This window comes from uncultured Caulobacter sp. (genome assembly GCF_937900395.1).
Taxonomy (GTDB): Bacteria; Pseudomonadota; Alphaproteobacteria; order Caulobacterales; family Caulobacteraceae; genus Caulobacter.
Genome location: NZ_CALCDX010000172.1, coordinates 1 through 15,272, shown reverse-complemented (window position 1 = coordinate 15,272; position 15,272 = coordinate 1). Strand labels below are relative to the sequence as shown.

Annotated in this window: 19 protein-coding genes; 8 read left to right on the top strand and 11 right to left on the bottom strand. The window is 68.1% G+C overall.

All coding sequences use genetic code 11. The annotated features are described in order from the left end of the window. Positions 1 to 1,080 (top strand): 23S rRNA (adenine(2503)-C(2))-methyltransferase RlmN (gene rlmN, locus Q0379_RS15255; RefSeq protein ID WP_299010536.1); only part of this gene is annotated, 1,080 nt, incomplete at its 5' end. Here the strand turns inward: rlmN and Q0379_RS15250 are convergent. Then, a complete protein-coding gene (locus Q0379_RS15250) occupies positions 1,077 to 1,412 on the bottom strand; it encodes a helix-turn-helix domain-containing protein (RefSeq protein WP_299010533.1) in 336 nt (111 codons plus the stop codon). The genes rlmN and Q0379_RS15250 overlap by 4 nt on opposite strands. A 50-nt stretch (positions 1,413 to 1,462) precedes the next feature. On the opposite strand from Q0379_RS15250, the gene Q0379_RS15245 reads away from it, so the two are divergent. The 3 genes from Q0379_RS15245 (at position 1,463) to Q0379_RS15235 (ending at position 3,279) form a co-directional block, all read left to right on the top strand. Continuing rightward, positions 1,463 to 1,912: an SRPBCC family protein gene (locus tag Q0379_RS15245; RefSeq protein WP_299010530.1), complete on the top strand. Its 450-nt coding sequence runs from the start codon at positions 1,463 to 1,465 to the stop codon at positions 1,910 to 1,912. Positions 1,913 to 1,997: 85 nt separating this feature from the next. Next, complete coding sequence (locus Q0379_RS15240) at positions 1,998 to 2,426, top strand: DUF350 domain-containing protein (RefSeq protein WP_066687768.1); 429 nt, start codon at positions 1,998 to 2,000, stop codon at positions 2,424 to 2,426. 19 nt (positions 2,427 to 2,445) lie between these two features. Beyond that, positions 2,446 to 3,279: a serine protease gene (locus tag Q0379_RS15235; protein ID WP_299010526.1), complete on the top strand. Its 834-nt coding sequence runs from the start codon at positions 2,446 to 2,448 to the stop codon at positions 3,277 to 3,279. On the opposite strand, the gene Q0379_RS15230 is transcribed toward Q0379_RS15235, so the two are convergent. From Q0379_RS15230 to rdgB, 9 genes are all read right to left on the bottom strand, one after another. Next, positions 3,276 to 4,973 (bottom strand): MFS transporter, encoded by a 1,698-nt coding sequence (locus tag Q0379_RS15230; RefSeq protein ID WP_299010523.1) that lies wholly within the window; start codon positions 4,971 to 4,973, stop codon positions 3,276 to 3,278. The genes Q0379_RS15235 and Q0379_RS15230 overlap by 4 nt on opposite strands. Positions 4,974 to 5,008: 35 nt before the next feature. Next, the gene (locus Q0379_RS15225; RefSeq protein ID WP_299010520.1) at positions 5,009 to 6,553 is read right to left on the bottom strand and encodes a response regulator; all 1,545 of its coding nucleotides are present in this window, start codon (positions 6,551 to 6,553) and stop codon (positions 5,009 to 5,011) included. Positions 6,554 to 6,589: 36 nt separating this feature from the next. Then, positions 6,590 to 8,122, bottom strand: a complete 1,533-nt coding sequence (locus Q0379_RS15220; RefSeq protein WP_299010517.1) for a YifB family Mg chelatase-like AAA ATPase — start codon at positions 8,120 to 8,122, stop codon at positions 6,590 to 6,592. Positions 8,123 to 8,230: 108 nt separating this feature from the next. Beyond that, positions 8,231 to 9,184 (bottom strand): glutathione synthase, encoded by a 954-nt coding sequence (gene gshB, locus Q0379_RS15215; RefSeq protein ID WP_299010514.1) that lies wholly within the window; start codon positions 9,182 to 9,184, stop codon positions 8,231 to 8,233. 89 nt (positions 9,185 to 9,273) lie between these two features. After that, a complete protein-coding gene (locus tag Q0379_RS15210; RefSeq protein WP_299010511.1) occupies positions 9,274 to 10,089 on the bottom strand; it encodes a transglutaminase family protein in 816 nt (271 codons plus the stop codon). Then, positions 10,086 to 10,484, bottom strand: a complete 399-nt coding sequence (locus Q0379_RS15205; RefSeq protein WP_299010508.1) for a YraN family protein — start codon at positions 10,482 to 10,484, stop codon at positions 10,086 to 10,088. Before Q0379_RS15205 ends, Q0379_RS15210 begins: the two co-directional genes overlap by 4 nt. Further along, entirely contained in the window at positions 10,481 to 11,353 is an 873-nt protein-coding gene (rsmI, locus tag Q0379_RS15200; RefSeq protein ID WP_299010505.1) for a 16S rRNA (cytidine(1402)-2'-O)-methyltransferase, read from the bottom strand. The genes Q0379_RS15205 and rsmI overlap by 4 nt, the downstream gene beginning before the upstream one ends. 78 nt (positions 11,354 to 11,431) lie before the next feature. Continuing rightward, positions 11,432 to 12,580, bottom strand: a complete 1,149-nt coding sequence (hemW, locus tag Q0379_RS15195; RefSeq protein WP_299010500.1) for a radical SAM family heme chaperone HemW — start codon at positions 12,578 to 12,580, stop codon at positions 11,432 to 11,434. Continuing rightward, positions 12,573 to 13,175 (bottom strand): RdgB/HAM1 family non-canonical purine NTP pyrophosphatase, encoded by a 603-nt coding sequence (rdgB, locus tag Q0379_RS15190; RefSeq protein ID WP_299010497.1) that lies wholly within the window; start codon positions 13,173 to 13,175, stop codon positions 12,573 to 12,575. Before rdgB ends, hemW begins: the two co-directional genes overlap by 8 nt. A gap of 33 nt (positions 13,176 to 13,208) precedes the next feature. On the opposite strand from rdgB, the gene Q0379_RS15185 reads away from it, so the two are divergent. From Q0379_RS15185 to Q0379_RS15170, 4 genes are all read left to right on the top strand, one after another. Then, positions 13,209 to 13,802, top strand: coding sequence for a glutathione S-transferase N-terminal domain-containing protein (locus Q0379_RS15185; protein ID WP_299010495.1), 594 nt, complete (start codon positions 13,209 to 13,211; stop codon positions 13,800 to 13,802). A 165-nt stretch (positions 13,803 to 13,967) separates the two neighbouring features. Next, complete coding sequence (locus Q0379_RS15180; protein WP_082769557.1) at positions 13,968 to 14,084, top strand: hypothetical protein; 117 nt, start codon at positions 13,968 to 13,970, stop codon at positions 14,082 to 14,084. A gap of 79 nt (positions 14,085 to 14,163) precedes the next feature. Continuing rightward, positions 14,164 to 14,697: a DUF2975 domain-containing protein gene (locus tag Q0379_RS15175; protein ID WP_013081064.1), complete on the top strand. Its 534-nt coding sequence runs from the start codon at positions 14,164 to 14,166 to the stop codon at positions 14,695 to 14,697. Positions 14,698 to 14,714: 17 nt separating this feature from the next. Next, entirely contained in the window at positions 14,715 to 14,945 is a 231-nt protein-coding gene (locus Q0379_RS15170; RefSeq protein WP_299010487.1) for a helix-turn-helix transcriptional regulator, read from the top strand. Here Q0379_RS15170 and Q0379_RS15165 read toward each other — a convergent pair. Beyond that, positions 14,942 to 15,272: PDZ domain-containing protein (locus tag Q0379_RS15165; protein ID WP_299010484.1), on the bottom strand; the 331-nt coding region annotated here is incomplete at its 5' end. The two genes, Q0379_RS15170 and Q0379_RS15165, sit on opposite strands and share 4 nt — an antisense overlap.

The following is a 15,272-nucleotide window of genomic DNA, read 5'->3' as shown; positions in this document are numbered from 1 at the left end:
GTCGAGCACGGCAAGGCCAAGATGCGGGCGACCCAGATCTTCCGTTGGATGCACCATCGCGGCGTGACCGACTTCGCCGCGATGAGCGACGTCGCCAAGGAGACGCGGGCGCGTCTGGCCGAGGCTTTCACGATCGCCCGCCCCGAGATCGTCGAACGCCAGGTCAGCCAGGACGGCACCCGCAAGTGGCTGATCCGGATGGCGCCGGGCATCGAGGTGGAGAGCGTCTTCATTCCGGGCGTCGGCCGCGCTGGGGCCCTGTGCGTCTCCAGCCAGGTCGGCTGCACGCTGAACTGCAGCTTCTGCCATACCGGCACCCAGCCGCTGGTCCGTAACCTGACGACGGCCGAGATCGTCGCCCAGGTGCAGGTCGCCAAGGATGACCTCGGCGAATGGCCCTCGGACAAGGAGGACCGCCAGCTCTCGAACATCGTGTTCATGGGCATGGGCGAGCCGCTCTACAACCTGGGTCAGGTCGCCGACGCCATCGAGATCATCAGCGACAACGAGGGCATCGGCATCTCGCGTCGCCGGATCACGGTCTCCACGTCGGGCGTCGTGCCCATGCTGGGCAAGCTGGGCGAGACGACCCAGGCCATGCTGGCGATCAGCCTGCACGCCACCAACGACACCCTGCGCGACGTCCTGGTGCCGCTGAATAAGAAGTACCCGATCGCCGAGCTGATGGCCGGCATCCGGGCCTATCCGGGCCTCTCCAATGCTCGCCGGGTGACCTTCGAGTACGTGATGCTGAAGGGCGTCAACGACAGCCCCGAAGAGGCGCGCGCGCTCGTCAAGCTGATCAAGGGCATCCCGGCCAAGATCAACCTGATCCCGTTCAATCCGTGGCCGGGCAGCGACTATCAGTGCTCGGACTGGGCGACGATCGAGGCCTTCGCCGCGATCCTCAACAAGGCCGGCTATTCCTCGCCGATCCGCACCCCGCGCGGTCGCGACATCCTGGCCGCCTGCGGCCAGCTGAAGAGCGAGAGCGAGAAGGTCCGCGCCAGCGCCCTACGCAAGCTGTCGCTGGCGGCGATGGCCGGCGTGCTCAGCGAGGATGACGACGAGGCGGCCTAAGCCTCCTCGCTCTCTTCCACCGTCCTTTTCAGCCGGCTCAGCATGCTGGCCGCATAGGCCGCGTAGGGACCGATCCAGCGCTCGTGGATGGCGTGGATCGGCAGGGCGTCCAGGTGGTTCCATCGCTCGCGTCCGCGCCGCTCGGCGACGACCAGGCCAGCCTCTTCGAGGACGCCCAGGTGTTGCATGACCGTGCAGCGGTCCAGTTCGGGAAACCGCGCGCACAGCATGCCGGTTGTCAGCGACTCGGCCTTCAGCAGATCCAAGATTTGCCGCCGCGCCCGGTGGCCCAAGGCCTTGAAGATAAGGTCGGCTTCGTCCTCGCTTGACATGTTATAATGTTATAACACATTGTCGCGTCCATCAAGGATAGAGAGGCTCCATGTCCCACGAATTCACCGTCAGCGGCCGGATCGCCAAGCCCGTCGCGGAGGTCTTCGAGGCCGTCGTCGATCCCAAGACGCTCTCCGGCTACTTCACGACGGGCGGCGCTCAGGGGCGGCTCGAGACCGGTGCGACCGTGACCTGGGATTTCCACGACTTCCCCGGCGCCTTCCCGGTCGAGGTGATCGAGGTCGTCCAGAACGAGAAAATCGTTCTTCGCTGGGGCGCCTCGGAGCCCGGCGCGACCTACAAGACGACGGTCACCATGACCTTCGCCGACACCGGAGACGGGCGTACCCTCGTGAAGATTCACGAGGCGGGTTGGAGCGAAACCCCGGCGGGCGAGAAGGCCGCGTTCGGCAATTGCGAGGGCTGGACCGGCATGCTCTGCGCCCTGAAGGTCTTCGTCGAGCACGGCCTCAATCTGAGAGAGGGCTTCTACAAGTAATTCGGTCGCACACGCGCCCCCTACGCAAGCCTTGGCCTGCCGTGTTAGTCAGGAGGCTGCACCTTTCCGGGGGTAGTCCGCGTCCATGCCTTCCCAGCTTCAGTCGCCCGAGGTCCAGGCCTTCGCCACCGGGTTTCCGATCACCCTCCTGCATGCGGGGGTGACCTTGATCATGTTGATCCTGGGCACGACGCTCTATGCGCTGATGACGCCGCACAAGGAGATCACGCTGATCCGCGAGGGCAACTCCGCGGCCGCCCTGTCTCTGGGCGGGGTGATGGTGGGTCTCGCCGTTCCTCTGGCGGTGTCGCTGAGCGCGGCGACGTCGGTGGTCGAGATTGTCATCTGGGGCGCGGCGACCACGGCCGTGCAACTGCTCGTTTTCCGTTGCACCGATATGGTCCTGAAGGGGTTGCCCGAACGCATTCAGGACGGCGAGATCTCGGCCGCCGCCCTGCTGGTCGGCGCCAAACTCGCCACGGCTCTAATCTTAGCCGCCGCCGTGGCCGGCTGAGCGGACGCGGAGCGTCCCCATGCATTTTCCCAAGCTCCCTGACTGGCTGGTCTATGCGGTGGTGGTCAGCGCTCTGCTGGTCGTCGCCGTGGGCCGGCAGGAGCGATCCGACGCTCCGCCGCCGCCGCCGCCGGTGCCTGGCGAGGAGGGATTGCCGCTGGGACCGTCCTCGCCGTTCGATCCGTCCATCGTGGTGCAGGTGCCCGAGCGGCCCGAGCCGGGATCGGGCACCGCCTTCTCGATCGGCGACGACGGCGCCTGGCTGACCGCGCGGCACGTGGTCGATGGCTGTAAGCAGGCTGCGATCGTGGTCGCCGACGGGCGCGGTGTCGCGGCCAGGGTCCATGTCGACGCGCGCGCCGACGCGGCGCTTCTGACCACCGAGGGCGGCGCGCCCGCCGTACCGCTCGGCATCGATCAGCCTCTACGCCGCGGCGCGCGGGCCTACCATCCCGGCTTCCCGCAGGGCCATCCGGGCGAGGCGGCTTCGCGATTGCTGGGACGCGAGAACCTGGTGGTCCATGGTCGGGGCGCGCGCACTGAGCCGGTGCTGGTCTGGGCCGAGGTTGGCCGCACCGACACCCTGAAGGGCACGCTGTCGGGTCTGTCCGGCGCGCCCGCGCTGGACGCGGCCGGCCGGGTGATCGGCGTCACCGTCGCCGAGGCCCCGCGTCGCGGGCGCATCTACACGACCGCGCCCGAGACCCTGAAGACGCTATTGGGCCCCCGTCGCCATCCGTCGCCTTCGGAGTTCGCGCCGAGCGAGCCGATCACCACCGAGAACTACGGCCGCGTGGCCGACGGCCTGCGCCGTGACCTGCGCGTGGCCCAGGTGGTGTGCCTGGCGGTCTAGGCCTCGGCGAGAGTCTCGTCTGGCTTTTGGCGCGCCGCGACCATGAACGACAGCACGATCGCCACGAGGCCGATCAACGCCGTGTAGATGAAGAAGGCTGTGTACCCCGCCGCCATGGCCTGGGCGCTGACGCCAAGCTTGGCCCCGGCGGCGGTGAAGCTCTCCGGCGGCAGGCGCGTGAACAGGCCCTTGAGCACGGCGATCGGACCGCCATGCTCGGCCGCCTGGGCGGAGGCCTCGACGATGCGGCCGGACTGCGAGGCGACCAGCTTGCCGGGCAGGGCGTACAGCGACGAGAACAGCGCGTACTGGGTGGCGGTGAAGCCCGCCGAGGTCAGGCTCGACATGTAGGCGATCAGGGCCGTGCCCGCGACGCCGCCGGCGATGTTGTCCAGGCAGATCGCCGTGAACAGCATGGGGATGTTGTGACCGCTCATGGCTAGCAGGGCGAACATCAGGTTGCTGATCGGCTGGGCGAAGGCGCCGATGACCAGCGCCTTCATCAGGCCCAGGCGCGCCACGACCACCCCGCCCAGGAAGACGCCGATCATGGAGGCGATGATGCCGAACACTTTCCGGATCTCGGCGATCTCAGTCAGCGAGAAGCCCATGTCTCGATAGAACGGGTTCATGATGTTCAGCACGAAGTCCGAAACGCGATAGACGCAGATCGCCGCCAGGATCAGGCCGGCGACGCCTTGGAACCGCGTCAGGAATTCGCCCAGCGGCTCGCCGAACGCCTTCGACATGTAGACGCCGGGCTTGGTGCGCACCTTCGGGATCGGCCAAGCGGCGATCACGACGATGGCGAGACCGCAGGCGACGCCGAGCAATTGCAGCCAGACGCCGTTCGGCTTCGCGGTCCAGGCGTCCGCCAGCGCCTGTCCTCCGATCAGCTTGGAAAGCACCGTGGCGTCGCCTGCCAGCCCGGAGCCTAGGACCAAGGCGCCCGCGAGTAGAATCACCAGACGCCCAAGCCACTCGACAATCTCAAGAGACTTGGGCTGTTTGACGTCGTCGGTTGGGATCGGACGAATGGTGTGCTCGGCTTCGCGGGGCGCCCACATGGTCGCGAGCAGGCCGACGCCCACGACTATTCCCATGACGGCGTAGGAGATGTTCCACCCATAGTGCTCGGCGAGCAGAAGCGGTACGGCGCCGGCCGCGATCATGGCGACGCGGAACCCCCATTGGTAGGCGACCACCATGGGGCCTTGCTCTTCATCGTTGGCGACCTCGATACGCCAGGCGTCGATGACGATGTCGTGCGAGGCGGTCGCGAAACCGACCGCCACGGCGACGGCGCCGAGAAGGACGAGGTTCGTGGACGGGTCGAGGCCCGATATCATCCAAAGTCCCAGGATCATCCCGGTCTGAAAGATGAGCATCCAGGCGCGCCGATGCCCCAGCAGGCGATGCAGCACCGGCACCTTGGCCCGATCGATCAGTGGAGCCCAGAGGAACTTGAAGGAGAACGACAGGGTGGCCAGGCTGAAAAAGCCGATCACCGCCAGCGACAGGCCCGCGTCCCGCAGCCACAGCGACAGGGTGTCGAAGATCAGCATGTAGGGCAGGCCGGACGCGAAGCCGAGACCCAGCATCACCAGGCTGCGGCGCTCGCCGAAGAAGGCGAGGGTTTGCAGCAGGCTCTTCTTCTCGGGCTTGGTCTTGGCGCCCTCGGTCTGCTCGGTCATGCGGCGGAATCCCCGGCGAGGGAACCGCCCCCGCTTCAGCCGGCGACCTTGGATCGCGTCGCGCTTTTCGTCCAGGCGGCGACGCCAGACGTGGTCCAGCGAGTCAGCACGTCGCGCAGCGCCTCCTGGGTCAGCGGCTTGACCAGGAAGTCGTCCATGCCGGCGGCCAGGCAGGCGCGCTTGTCCTCGTCGAAGGCGTCCGCCGTCAGCGCGGCGATCGGAGCGGCGACGCCTTTAGCGCGCAGGGCGCGGGCGGCGTCGACCCCCGACATGCCAGGCATGCGCAGATCCATCAAGATCAGATCGTAGGAGCCCGCCACGGCGGCCGCGATCGCCTGTTCGCCGTCGGCGACGCGGTCGACCTTGCAGCCTTCGCGCTCCAGCAGGGTGCGGGCCAGCAAGGCGTTGATCGGGTTGTCCTCGGCCAGCAGCACCCGCACCCCATGAGCCACGGCGCCGGCGATACGGTCGTCATCGTGATGGGCGTTGGGACCCGGCGCGGCCTCGGCGGTGTCGGCTTGCAGCACCTGGGCGACCAGGGAGGCGGCTCGCAGCGGTTTGATCAGATAGCCGCTGAAGCCGGCGGCCTTCAGCGGATCGATGCGATCGCGCTGCTCGGGCGTGAGCAGGACCACGGCCTTGCGGCCCGCCGGCGGCTTGAACGCGCCGCGGGACCCGGACAAGGCCGCATCGATCAGCAGGACGGCGTCGACGGGCGCGCCGGTCATAGCGGCGTTGACGTCGACGGCGGTGAAGGCCCGGCCGCCGGCCGCCTCGATCTGACGGGCGGTGGCGATGCGGACAATGGCGTTGGGCGAGGCGATCGCCACGTTGCGACCGGATAGCGGCGCTTCGCGGGCGGCGGGCGTAGCCGTCTCGAACGGAGCTTCGAACCAGAACTCGGCGCCGTGGCCCACTTCGCCGCCCACGCCGACCTCGCCGCCCATGGCCGAGGCCAGGCGCGAAACGATGGCGAGGCCAAGGCCCGCGCCGCCGAGCTGGGTGCTGTGGGTGATGTCGGTCTGGACGAACGCCTCGAAAATGCGAGCCCGGGCCTCGGGCGCAACGCCCGGCCCGGTGTCGGCGACCGAGAAACGCACCCGACCGTTCTCGCCAGCCGAGGCCGACAGCAGTACGCCGCCAGCTTCCGTGAACTTGACGGCGTTGCCGGCGAAATTGAGCAGGATCTGGCGAAGGCGGCCTTCGTCGGCCCGGATCACCGGCAGAGGCGCCGTCAGGGCCCAAGCGATCTCCACGCCCTTTTCGTGCGCACGGGGGCTCATCAGTTCGGCGACTTGCCGCAGCAGGCTCTCGATATCGACCGGCGCGAGGCTCAGCTCGATCGAGGCGGCGCCGAGGCGGGCGAAATGCAGGACGTCATTGACCAGCGAAAGCAGGTGGTCGCCGCTCTCGCGCAGGGCGGTCACATAGGACCGCTGCTCGGCCGTCAGCTTGGTGTTCTCGAGCAGGCGCGCCATGCCCAGCACGCCGTTCAACGGCGTGCGAAATTCATGGCTCAGGGTGGCCAGCTGCTCGGGCGTGACGCCGGGTCGCCCACTCGTCGCTTTGGGGTCGCTCATGAGGCGCGACCTTAGCTGGAGGCCATTAACGGCGGGTCAACCCTGTAGGGCCTCCTCGCCGACGCTGGCTGTGCGCCGATAGGCCAGCGCCTCGGCGACGTGGACGCGCCGAACTCCCGCCGAGCCTTCCAGATCCGCGATCGTGCGCGCCAGGCGCAAGACGCGGGTCCAGCCTCTGGCGCTGATGCGTCCCGCCTCCGCCGCGCGCGCCAGCAGGGCTCTGCCAGGCTCGTCCAGGCCGGTGATCCGCTCAAGAAAGGCGCCCTCCGCGCGGCCATTCAGCGCTTCGCCGCCATCCAGGTCAGCGGCGCGCTCCGCCTGCAGGCGACGAGCGCGGGCGACCCGGGCGGCGACCTCGGCTGTGCCTTCGGAGGGCGGCGGCAAGGAAAGATCGGCCGCCGTCACGGCCGGCATGTCGACCGCCAGGTCGATCCGGTCCATCAGCGGGCCCGACACACGGCCCTGGTAGTCCTTCTGACACCGGGGGGCCTTGCCACAGGCGCCGCGTCCCGCGCCGCCGTGACCGCAACGGCAGGGGTTCATCGCCGCGACCAGCTGCACCCTGGCCGGATAGCGGATGTGGGCGTTGGCGCGGGCCACCATCACCTCGCCGGTCTCCAAGGGCGCGCGAAGGCTGTCGAGCGCCTGCACCCCGAACTCCGGCAGCTCGTCCAGGAACAGGACGCCGTTATGCGCGAGCGACACCTCGCCCGGCTTGGCGCGATGGCCGCCGCCGGTCAGGGCGGCCATGCTGGCGCTGTGGTGCGGAGCCCGGAATGGCCGGGAGCGGCTGAGCGTCCCGCGCGCGATCAGCCCGGCCACCGAATGAACCATCGAGGTCTCGAGCAACTCGGCGGAGGTCAGCGGCGGCAGCAGACCGGGCAGCCTTTGCGCCAACATCGACTTGCCGGAGCCCGGCGGACCGCAGAACAGCAGATTGTGACCGCCGGCGGCGGCGATCTCCAAGGCGCGCTTGGCGTGCTCTTGACCCTTCACGTCGCGAAGGTCCTTGGGCCGTTCGCCTTCGACGATAGGGCCAGGCGTCGGCGCGGAGAGGACCTGGCTGCCCCGGAAGTGATTGATCAGCGACACCAGGGAGCGGGGCGCCAGGATCCGGGTTCCGCCGGCCCAGGCGGCCTCAGGCCCAGACGCTTCCGGACAGATCAGGCCAAGGTCCATGGCTCCAGCCGCCATGGCGGCGGGAAGCGCGCCGGCGGCCGGGACGATGCGGCCATCCAGCGACAGTTCGCCCATCGCCGCCCATCCATCTAGGGCGTCCAGCGGAATGACGCCAAGCGCCGCCATCACCGCCAGGGCGATCGGCAGATCGAAATGGGTGCCCTCCTTGGGCATGTCCGCCGGTGCGAGATTGGCGACGATGCGTTTGCCGGGCAGGGATAGGCCGAGGCCCGCGAAGGCGCCGCGCACCCGCTCGCGGCTCTCGGCCACGGCCTTGTCGGCGAGGCCAACGACGACGAAAGCGTGTTGCCCCGTCGTGAGCTGGACCTCGACGTCGACCCTTCGCGCCTCTACCCCTTCGAACGCCACCGTGACGACTGTGGCCGCCATGCTCTTGCCTTGCGGATGATCAATTTATCCACAACTTGCAGCATAGCTTGCGGGGAGGAGCAAGAACGAAAAACGAACGTTTCGGGAAAATCCGAGAGTTGGGAAAAGTTACCCACGGACTCCGCGAATGTCCTCGATGCGATCCCAAAGTACAGCGGCGGCGTTGACGCCGCTGAAACGCAACAGCTGTTGGGCGCCGGTGGGCGACGTTACGTTGATTTCCGTCAGGTACTCGCCAATGACGTCGATGCCGACAAAGATCAGTCCACGGCGCTTCAGCTCGGGACCGATGATCTTGCAAAGCTCGATGTCGCGAGGCGTCAATTCGACCGCTTCCGCGCGCCCGCCGACACGCAGGTTGGAGCGCACCTGACCGTCCGCCGGCACGCGGTTGATCGCGCCGACGGGTTCGCCGTCGACCAGCAGGACGCGCTTATCGCCCTTGCTGACAGCCGGCACGAACTTCTGGGCGATGACCTGCTCGCGGCCGATCATGGCGTGCAGTTCGAGCAGCGCATCGAGGTTCGGGTCGTCTTTCAGAAGGCGCGCCACGCCGGAACCGCCGCCACCGTAGAGAGGCTTCAGCACGATGTCGCCGTGGCGAGCCCGGAAGTCGTAGATGGCGTCGTGGTCGCTGGTGATCAGGGTCGGCGGCTGCACCCCCGGAAAGTCGGTGACGAACAGCTTCTCGGGCGCGTTGCGCACCTCGGCGGGATTGTTCACCACCAGGGTGTCGGGATGGACCTTCTCCAGGAAGTGGGTCGCGGTGATGTAGGCCATGTCGAACGGCGGGTCCTGGCGCATCAGCACCACGTCGACGTCGTCCTTCATGTCGAGCAGAACGGGCTCGCCCAGCTTGGCGTGGGCGCCCTTTTCCGCGAAGACCTCCAGCGGCTGGGCGCGGGCGAAGACTTGGCCGTCCTCCAGCGACAGCTTGTCCGGAGTGTAGAACCACAGCCGGTGGCCCCGGGTCTGGGCCTCCATCATCATCAGGAAGGTCGTGTCGGTGTCGATGTTGATCCCGAGGACGGGGTCCATCTGGACGGCGACTCGCAGCGACATGGGGGCTCCTGGGTTCTTCCGGCGACTGGGCGCGACGGCTTAGTTAGGCGTTCTTGCGCGCGGCTCCAACTTCGGATGCCGACAAGGCGTCAGTTGAGGCGCAACCGCATCCGCTCGCGCGCCGCCCGGGCCGCTATCGCCGCGCCGCCATCGAGCACCTGGGCGCGGGACAAGGCTTGAAGCGCCCCGGCCAGAGCGCCTTGACCCTCGCGAGCGGCCGCGACGTCCAGCCAGGGGCGGTGGTCGTTGGGATTGAGCAAGGCGCGCCGCAGGGCCGACCGCTCAGCGCGAACCCAGTCCTTGGCCTGCTGGGCCCGCGCGAAGATGTTGTTCTGCAGGCGGATCAACACGGCGCGATCCGAGATCGGGGCCATTAGCAACTCGAGCCGCGCGGCGACGTCCGGCATCAGGCCGGTGCGAAGGGCGCGCCGGGAAAGCTCCGACGGCAGGACCACGCGGCCTTCGCTGAACGGGTCCAGCGCCAAAGGCCCTTCGTCGGTCTCAATCCGCAGCAGGAAGTGCCCGGGGAAGTCGACGCCGTGAACCTCCAGTCCGACGGCGTGAGCCGCGTGCAGGTAGAAGACCCCTAGCGCCACGGGCAGTCCCTTGCGCCGGTGGGCGATGGCGATCACATCCGCGTTGTCCGGGTGATCGTAGGTCAGCACGTCGCCGGTCAGGCGCAGGTCGCCCGCTAGCGCCTCTGCGATCGCCTCCTCTGGCGACTCCGTTTCCAGACGGCGGCGCAGGCGTTCGATCGCCTCGGCGGCCAAGGCCTCGGCCGGAGCGGTGTCGCGGCTGGGATCGTCGTGCGCGGCGCAGGCCAGAGCCGCCTCAAATAGCGGAAAGCCCTCGTCGGGGCCTTGGCCGGCGCGGGTGAGGATATCTTCGGCCTCTTCGCGCGTCATAGGGAGCCGCCTTGGGATAGTTCCGCGCTCCACGCATCGGGCAGATGGCGCGGCGCTCGGCCAGGCGACAAGGCGATCAGGTCGAGGCGTGTTTCAAGCGCGCGCAGGCCGGCCCGGTGCGCGGTCAGATGAGCGGCGGCGCGACGCAGACGATCGCGCTGGGTGGGCGTCACGGCGTCCAGGGCGTCCTCGATGGTGGCCCGTTGTTTGACCTCCACAACGGCCAGGACGCCGCCGCGTTGCGCCAGAAGGTCGATTTCGCCCAGAGGCGTCGCCAGGCGGAAGCCCAGGATCCGATAGCCCTTGGCCATCAGCCACAGCGCGGCCAGGACCTCGGCGCGCCGGCCGAGCTTACGCGCCGCCGCGCCCCGGATCTGGCGCGCGCCGGCCGTCATCCCGCGGCCTCCTTGAGGGCCAGCGCCTGACGATAGAGGTCCTTGCGTGACAGGCCGAAGGCCTTGGCGACCTCGGAGGCCGCCTCGCCGAGCGGGAGCCTCGAGAGCGCCTCCCGCAGGGCGGCGTCGACGTCATCCGCGCTGGCGGCCTTCTCGACCCCGGGGCCGACCAGGATGACGATCTCGCCCTTGGGCGCGTCGAACCTGGGATCAGCGGCCAGCTCCGCAAGGCTTCCGCGTACGCAGGTCTCGTACAGCTTCGTCAGCTCCCGGCAAACCGCGGCCGGCCTTGGGCCGAATACGGCCGCCATGTCGGCAAGGGAGCCGGCGACCCGGGACGCGCCTTCGTAGAAGATCAGCGTGGCGCGGACATTGGCGAACTCTTCCAGGAAGGTTCGTCGCGCGGCGCTCTTGGGCGGCGGAAAGCCCGCGAACAGGAAGCGATCCGTGGGCAGGCCCGCCAGGGTCAGGGCCGCCAGCGCGGCCGAGGCGCCGGGGATCGGAATGACCGCGTGGCCCGCCGCGATCGCTTCGCGCGCCAGGCGATACCCTGGATCGGAGACCGTCGGCGTGCCGGCGTCCGAAACCAGGGCGACCCGTTCTCCAGCCTCGAGACGCTCGAGGATTCCAGGAATGGTCCGCTCGGCGACGTGTTCGTCATGGCGCTCCAGCCGCGTCCGGATTCCGTAGGCGGACAACAGCTTTCCGGTGACCCGGGTGTCCTCGGCCAGCAGCACGTCGCAGCCCGTCAGTACGTCCAGGGCGCGCAGGGTGATGTCGCGCAGGTTGCCGATCGGCGTCGCCACCAAATAGAGCCCCGGCGCGAGCGGCGCGTCTGACAGGGCGGGCGGGGGAGGCTGACGGCTCAAATCACGCGTCCTTAGGATATCGCTCAATCTTAGTTGGTAGCACTCGCCCGCGCTAAACCTTCGCGGGCCATACTCATATCAGGTCGCGAGCAGGCCTGTCAGCCGATCCAGGACGAGACGACCCGTCCGTGTGGCGCGCAAACGATTGGGGTCATCGACCAGCAGGCCGGCCTCCACGAGATCGCGCACCTTGGGCGTGTCTGGCCTTAGATTCAGCGGCTTCATTTCGTCGAACGAAACGCCCGCGTCGATTCGCAAGCCGAGCACCAGCCGCTCCTCGGCGGCCTCTTCCGGCGTCAGGACCTCCTTCGTGAAGCCAAGTCCCGTCTGTTCCACAGCGGCGACGTAGTCGCCGATCGCGCGGTGGGCTACCGTTGCCGCGCGCCCGTCGGGCAGGGCGAGCCGCCCGTGCGCGCCGGGGCCGACGCCGATATAGTCCACGCCACGCCAGTAGACGAGGTTATGCCGCGAACGCGCCGCCTCGCCACGCGCGTGGTTCGACACCTCGTAGGCGTCGAAGCCCGCTGCCTCGAGAACCTCCTGCGTCGTCTCGAACAGGGTGGCGGCCAAGTCCTCATCAGGGACCTTCAGTGTTCCGCGACCCACGGCCCGATCGAAGGCTGTGCCCGCCTCGATGGTCAGTTGGTAGGGCGAGACGTGTTCCGGTTCCGCCGCCAGGGCCTCCGCCAGCTCGGCCCGCCAGGCGGCGTCGGATTGGCCGGGGCGCGCATAGATCAGATCGATCGAGAGTCGCGGAAAGGCGCGACGAGCCGCCGCCATGGCTCGTCGCGCGGCGTCGGCGTCATGGTTGCGGCCCAGTGTCTTCAAGGCGTTGTCGTCCAGCGCCTGGACGCCGAGCGACAGCCTCTGAACGCCCGCGTCGGCCAGGGCGGCGAAGCGATCGGTCTCCGCGTCCGTCGGATTGGCCTCCAGGCTGATCTCCAGGTCGTTCGCTGGGGACCAGAGGCGTTTGGCCGTCTCGATCACCCGGGCCACCTGCGCTGGATCCATCAGGGAGGGCGTGCCGCCGCCGAAAAAGATCGACAGCAGGGTCCGTTCGCCAGTCAGGGCGCGCTGGGCTTCGAGGTCCGCGACGATGGCGTCGGCCAGCGCCGCCTGCTCTTCGGTCCTTCCCCGGTCGCGGACGACGTTGAAGTCGCAATAGGGGCAGATGCGCGCGCAGTAGGGCCAGTGGACGTAGACGCCCAGCTCCGTCCGGTCACTCAAACAGCGCCGCCTTCAGCTTGGCGAAGGCGCGCGCGCGATGGCTCATGGCGTCCTTCGCGGCGGGCTCCATCTCGCCGAAGGTCGTCTCGTGACCCTCTGGAACAAAGATCGGGTCGTAGCCGAAGCCGCGGTCGCCGCGCGGCGGGAAGCTCAGGGCGCCGTCGATGCGGCCCTCGACGACGACCGCTGGGCCATTCGGCCAGGCCACGGCCAAGGCCGAGGTGAACCACGCCGAGCGATCATCCGAGCCCGTCTCCTCCAGGCGCTCCTCGACCTTGCGCATGGCCGCCGCGAAGTCCTTGCCAGGCCCAGCCCATCGGGCCGAGTAGACGCCGGGCGAGCCGCCCAGCGCGGCGATCGAGAGGCCAGAGTCATCGGCCAGGGCGACCAGACCAGAACGGTCGGCCGCGTGGCGGGCCTTGAGCAGGGCGTTGCCGACGAAGGTGCTCTCGGTCTCTTCCGGCTCCGGCAAACCCAGCTGGCCCGCCGTGACGATCTCGAAGCGGCCGTCCAGCAAGGCCATGATCTCGGGAACCTTGCCAGGATTGTGGGTGGCGGCCACAAGCTTCATTCCCATCTCAAGCTTCAGCGCCATTCGTCCCTCCAGGCAGCCAAGGAAAACAGTTCGATGCGGCTCCTTTACTCCGCCCTGTCGCCTTTTGCGCGCAAGGTTCGTGTGCTGGCCCTCGAAAAAGGTCTCGCCGATCGCATCGGATTGGAGCCGGCGGCCCCGTACCAGGATGAGGCCGTCCGCGTGCTGAACCCGCTGAACAAGGTCCCGACCCTGGTCACCGACGATGGCGAAGCGGTCTACGACTCCGCCGTGATCTGCGACTTTCTCGACGGGCTGGCCCAGCCCCGCCTGATCCCCGAGAGCCAGCCCGACCGCCACCGCGCCCTGACGCTGGAGGCCGCCGCCGACGGTATGGGAGACGCGGCGCTGCTGGTCGTGCGCGAACGCATGCGGTCCGAGGGCGAGCACCGGCAGGACGTGTTCGATCGTCAGCTGAAGGCGATCGCGGCGGCGCTGGATCTGTTCGAGCGCGCGAGCCTTTCGACCGATCGGTTCGGCATCGGCGAGATCGCGGTCGCGGCCCAGCTTGGCTATCTCGACGCGCGAAGGGTCATCGACTGGCGCGAGGGACGACCAGCGCTCGCGGCTTGGTTCGAGGTCGTGTCGAAGCGGGGCTCGATGGTGGCCAGCGACCCCAGCGCCGGGTGATTGTGGCTGTAGAGCCACGCCGTCGGACCTCGACGCAACATTACTATAGTTTAATATCGTTTTTCGATAATCGTGATTGGCGGAACGGAAATCGGCTCTTATTTGTTGATCGTGGACAGCGCCCGACCGTCGGCGCGCGCCACGTGTCTTGAACCGGAAACCCCGATGTCCGCCGCCCGCCTGTTCCGCCTCGCCGATAAGGTCGTCATGACCGCCATCACCGCCGCGTTGATCGTGGCCGTGCCGGTCTCGGCCGTGGCGTTCGTGGCGCAAACGCTCTAGGGCCAAGTCCGGCGAACGTCGCCGTTTGACGTCTTGCGAAGCGGGGCGTTCTGTTCAGCGTCGCTGTTGGGGAGCAGCCATGCGCGCTTTGGGGCCAGGCTCCGTTTCGAGTTTCCTGAAGATCATCCTGGACGTGATCTACGTCGGGCTGTGGATCTTCGTCAGCCTTCTGTCGCTGTTCACGCTGGTCGCCCTGCTGTTCAGCTTCAATCCTGAATTGCTGGCCTCGATGTTGCCCATCAGCGATGCGGTCGAAGCCGTCAGTCGCGATGGTCCGCTGTTCGCTGGCGCCTTGGCGGCCTGGGCGCTGCTGCTCGGCGGCTGGATGGTGATCGTCGAGCGTCTGCGCAAGATCTTCGCGACCCTCACCGCCGGCGACCCCTTCCACCCTGACAACGTCGTGCGTCTGCGCCTGATTGGCCTGGTGCTCGCCGGGCTAGAGGTCGGTCGCTACGTCTTTTCCGGCATGGCCCGCTGGCTGGCCCCCAAGACGAAAGTCATCGACGACAGCTTCACCCTGACCGCCTGGTTTTCGGTGCTGGTGGTGTTCGTGCTGGCCGAGGTGTTCCGCGAAGGCGCGCGCCTTCGTCGCGAAGCCGAACTGACGATCTGAACCGGAGCGATTTCTCTATGCCCGTCCGCGTGAACCTTGACCGCGTGCTGCTGGACCGCCGCATGTCGCTGACGGAACTGTCTGACCGGGTGGGCGTAACGATCGCCAACCTGTCGATCCTGAAGACCGGCAAGGCCCGGGCGGTGCGGTTCTCGACGCTGGACGCCCTGTGCCGTGAGCTGCAATGCCAGCCGGGAGACCTGCTGACCTTCGAAAGCGGCCCGCCCGGCGGCTACGAGGAAGACTAGTTCAGCCGCCGCTTCTTGAGCAGCGCGTTGCGGTCCATTGAGCGGACCTCGACCTCGAAGGCGTCGCCCTCGCGCAGGATCTTGAGGGGCACGGTCACGCCGGCTTCGCCTAGACTCCACATCACGGCGTAGAACTCGGTCAGATCCGAGACAGGCTTGCCGTCGACGGCCAGGATCAGATCGCCTGGCTTGATCTCGGCGCGGGCCGCGGGGCCCTTGGGAGAGATGCCGACCACCACGACGTGGTTCTCCATCTCCTGGGCGAAGACCCCCAGCCATGGCCGCGCAGGATGCGGCGAGCGTCCGCGCGCCAGATCATCGAGGATC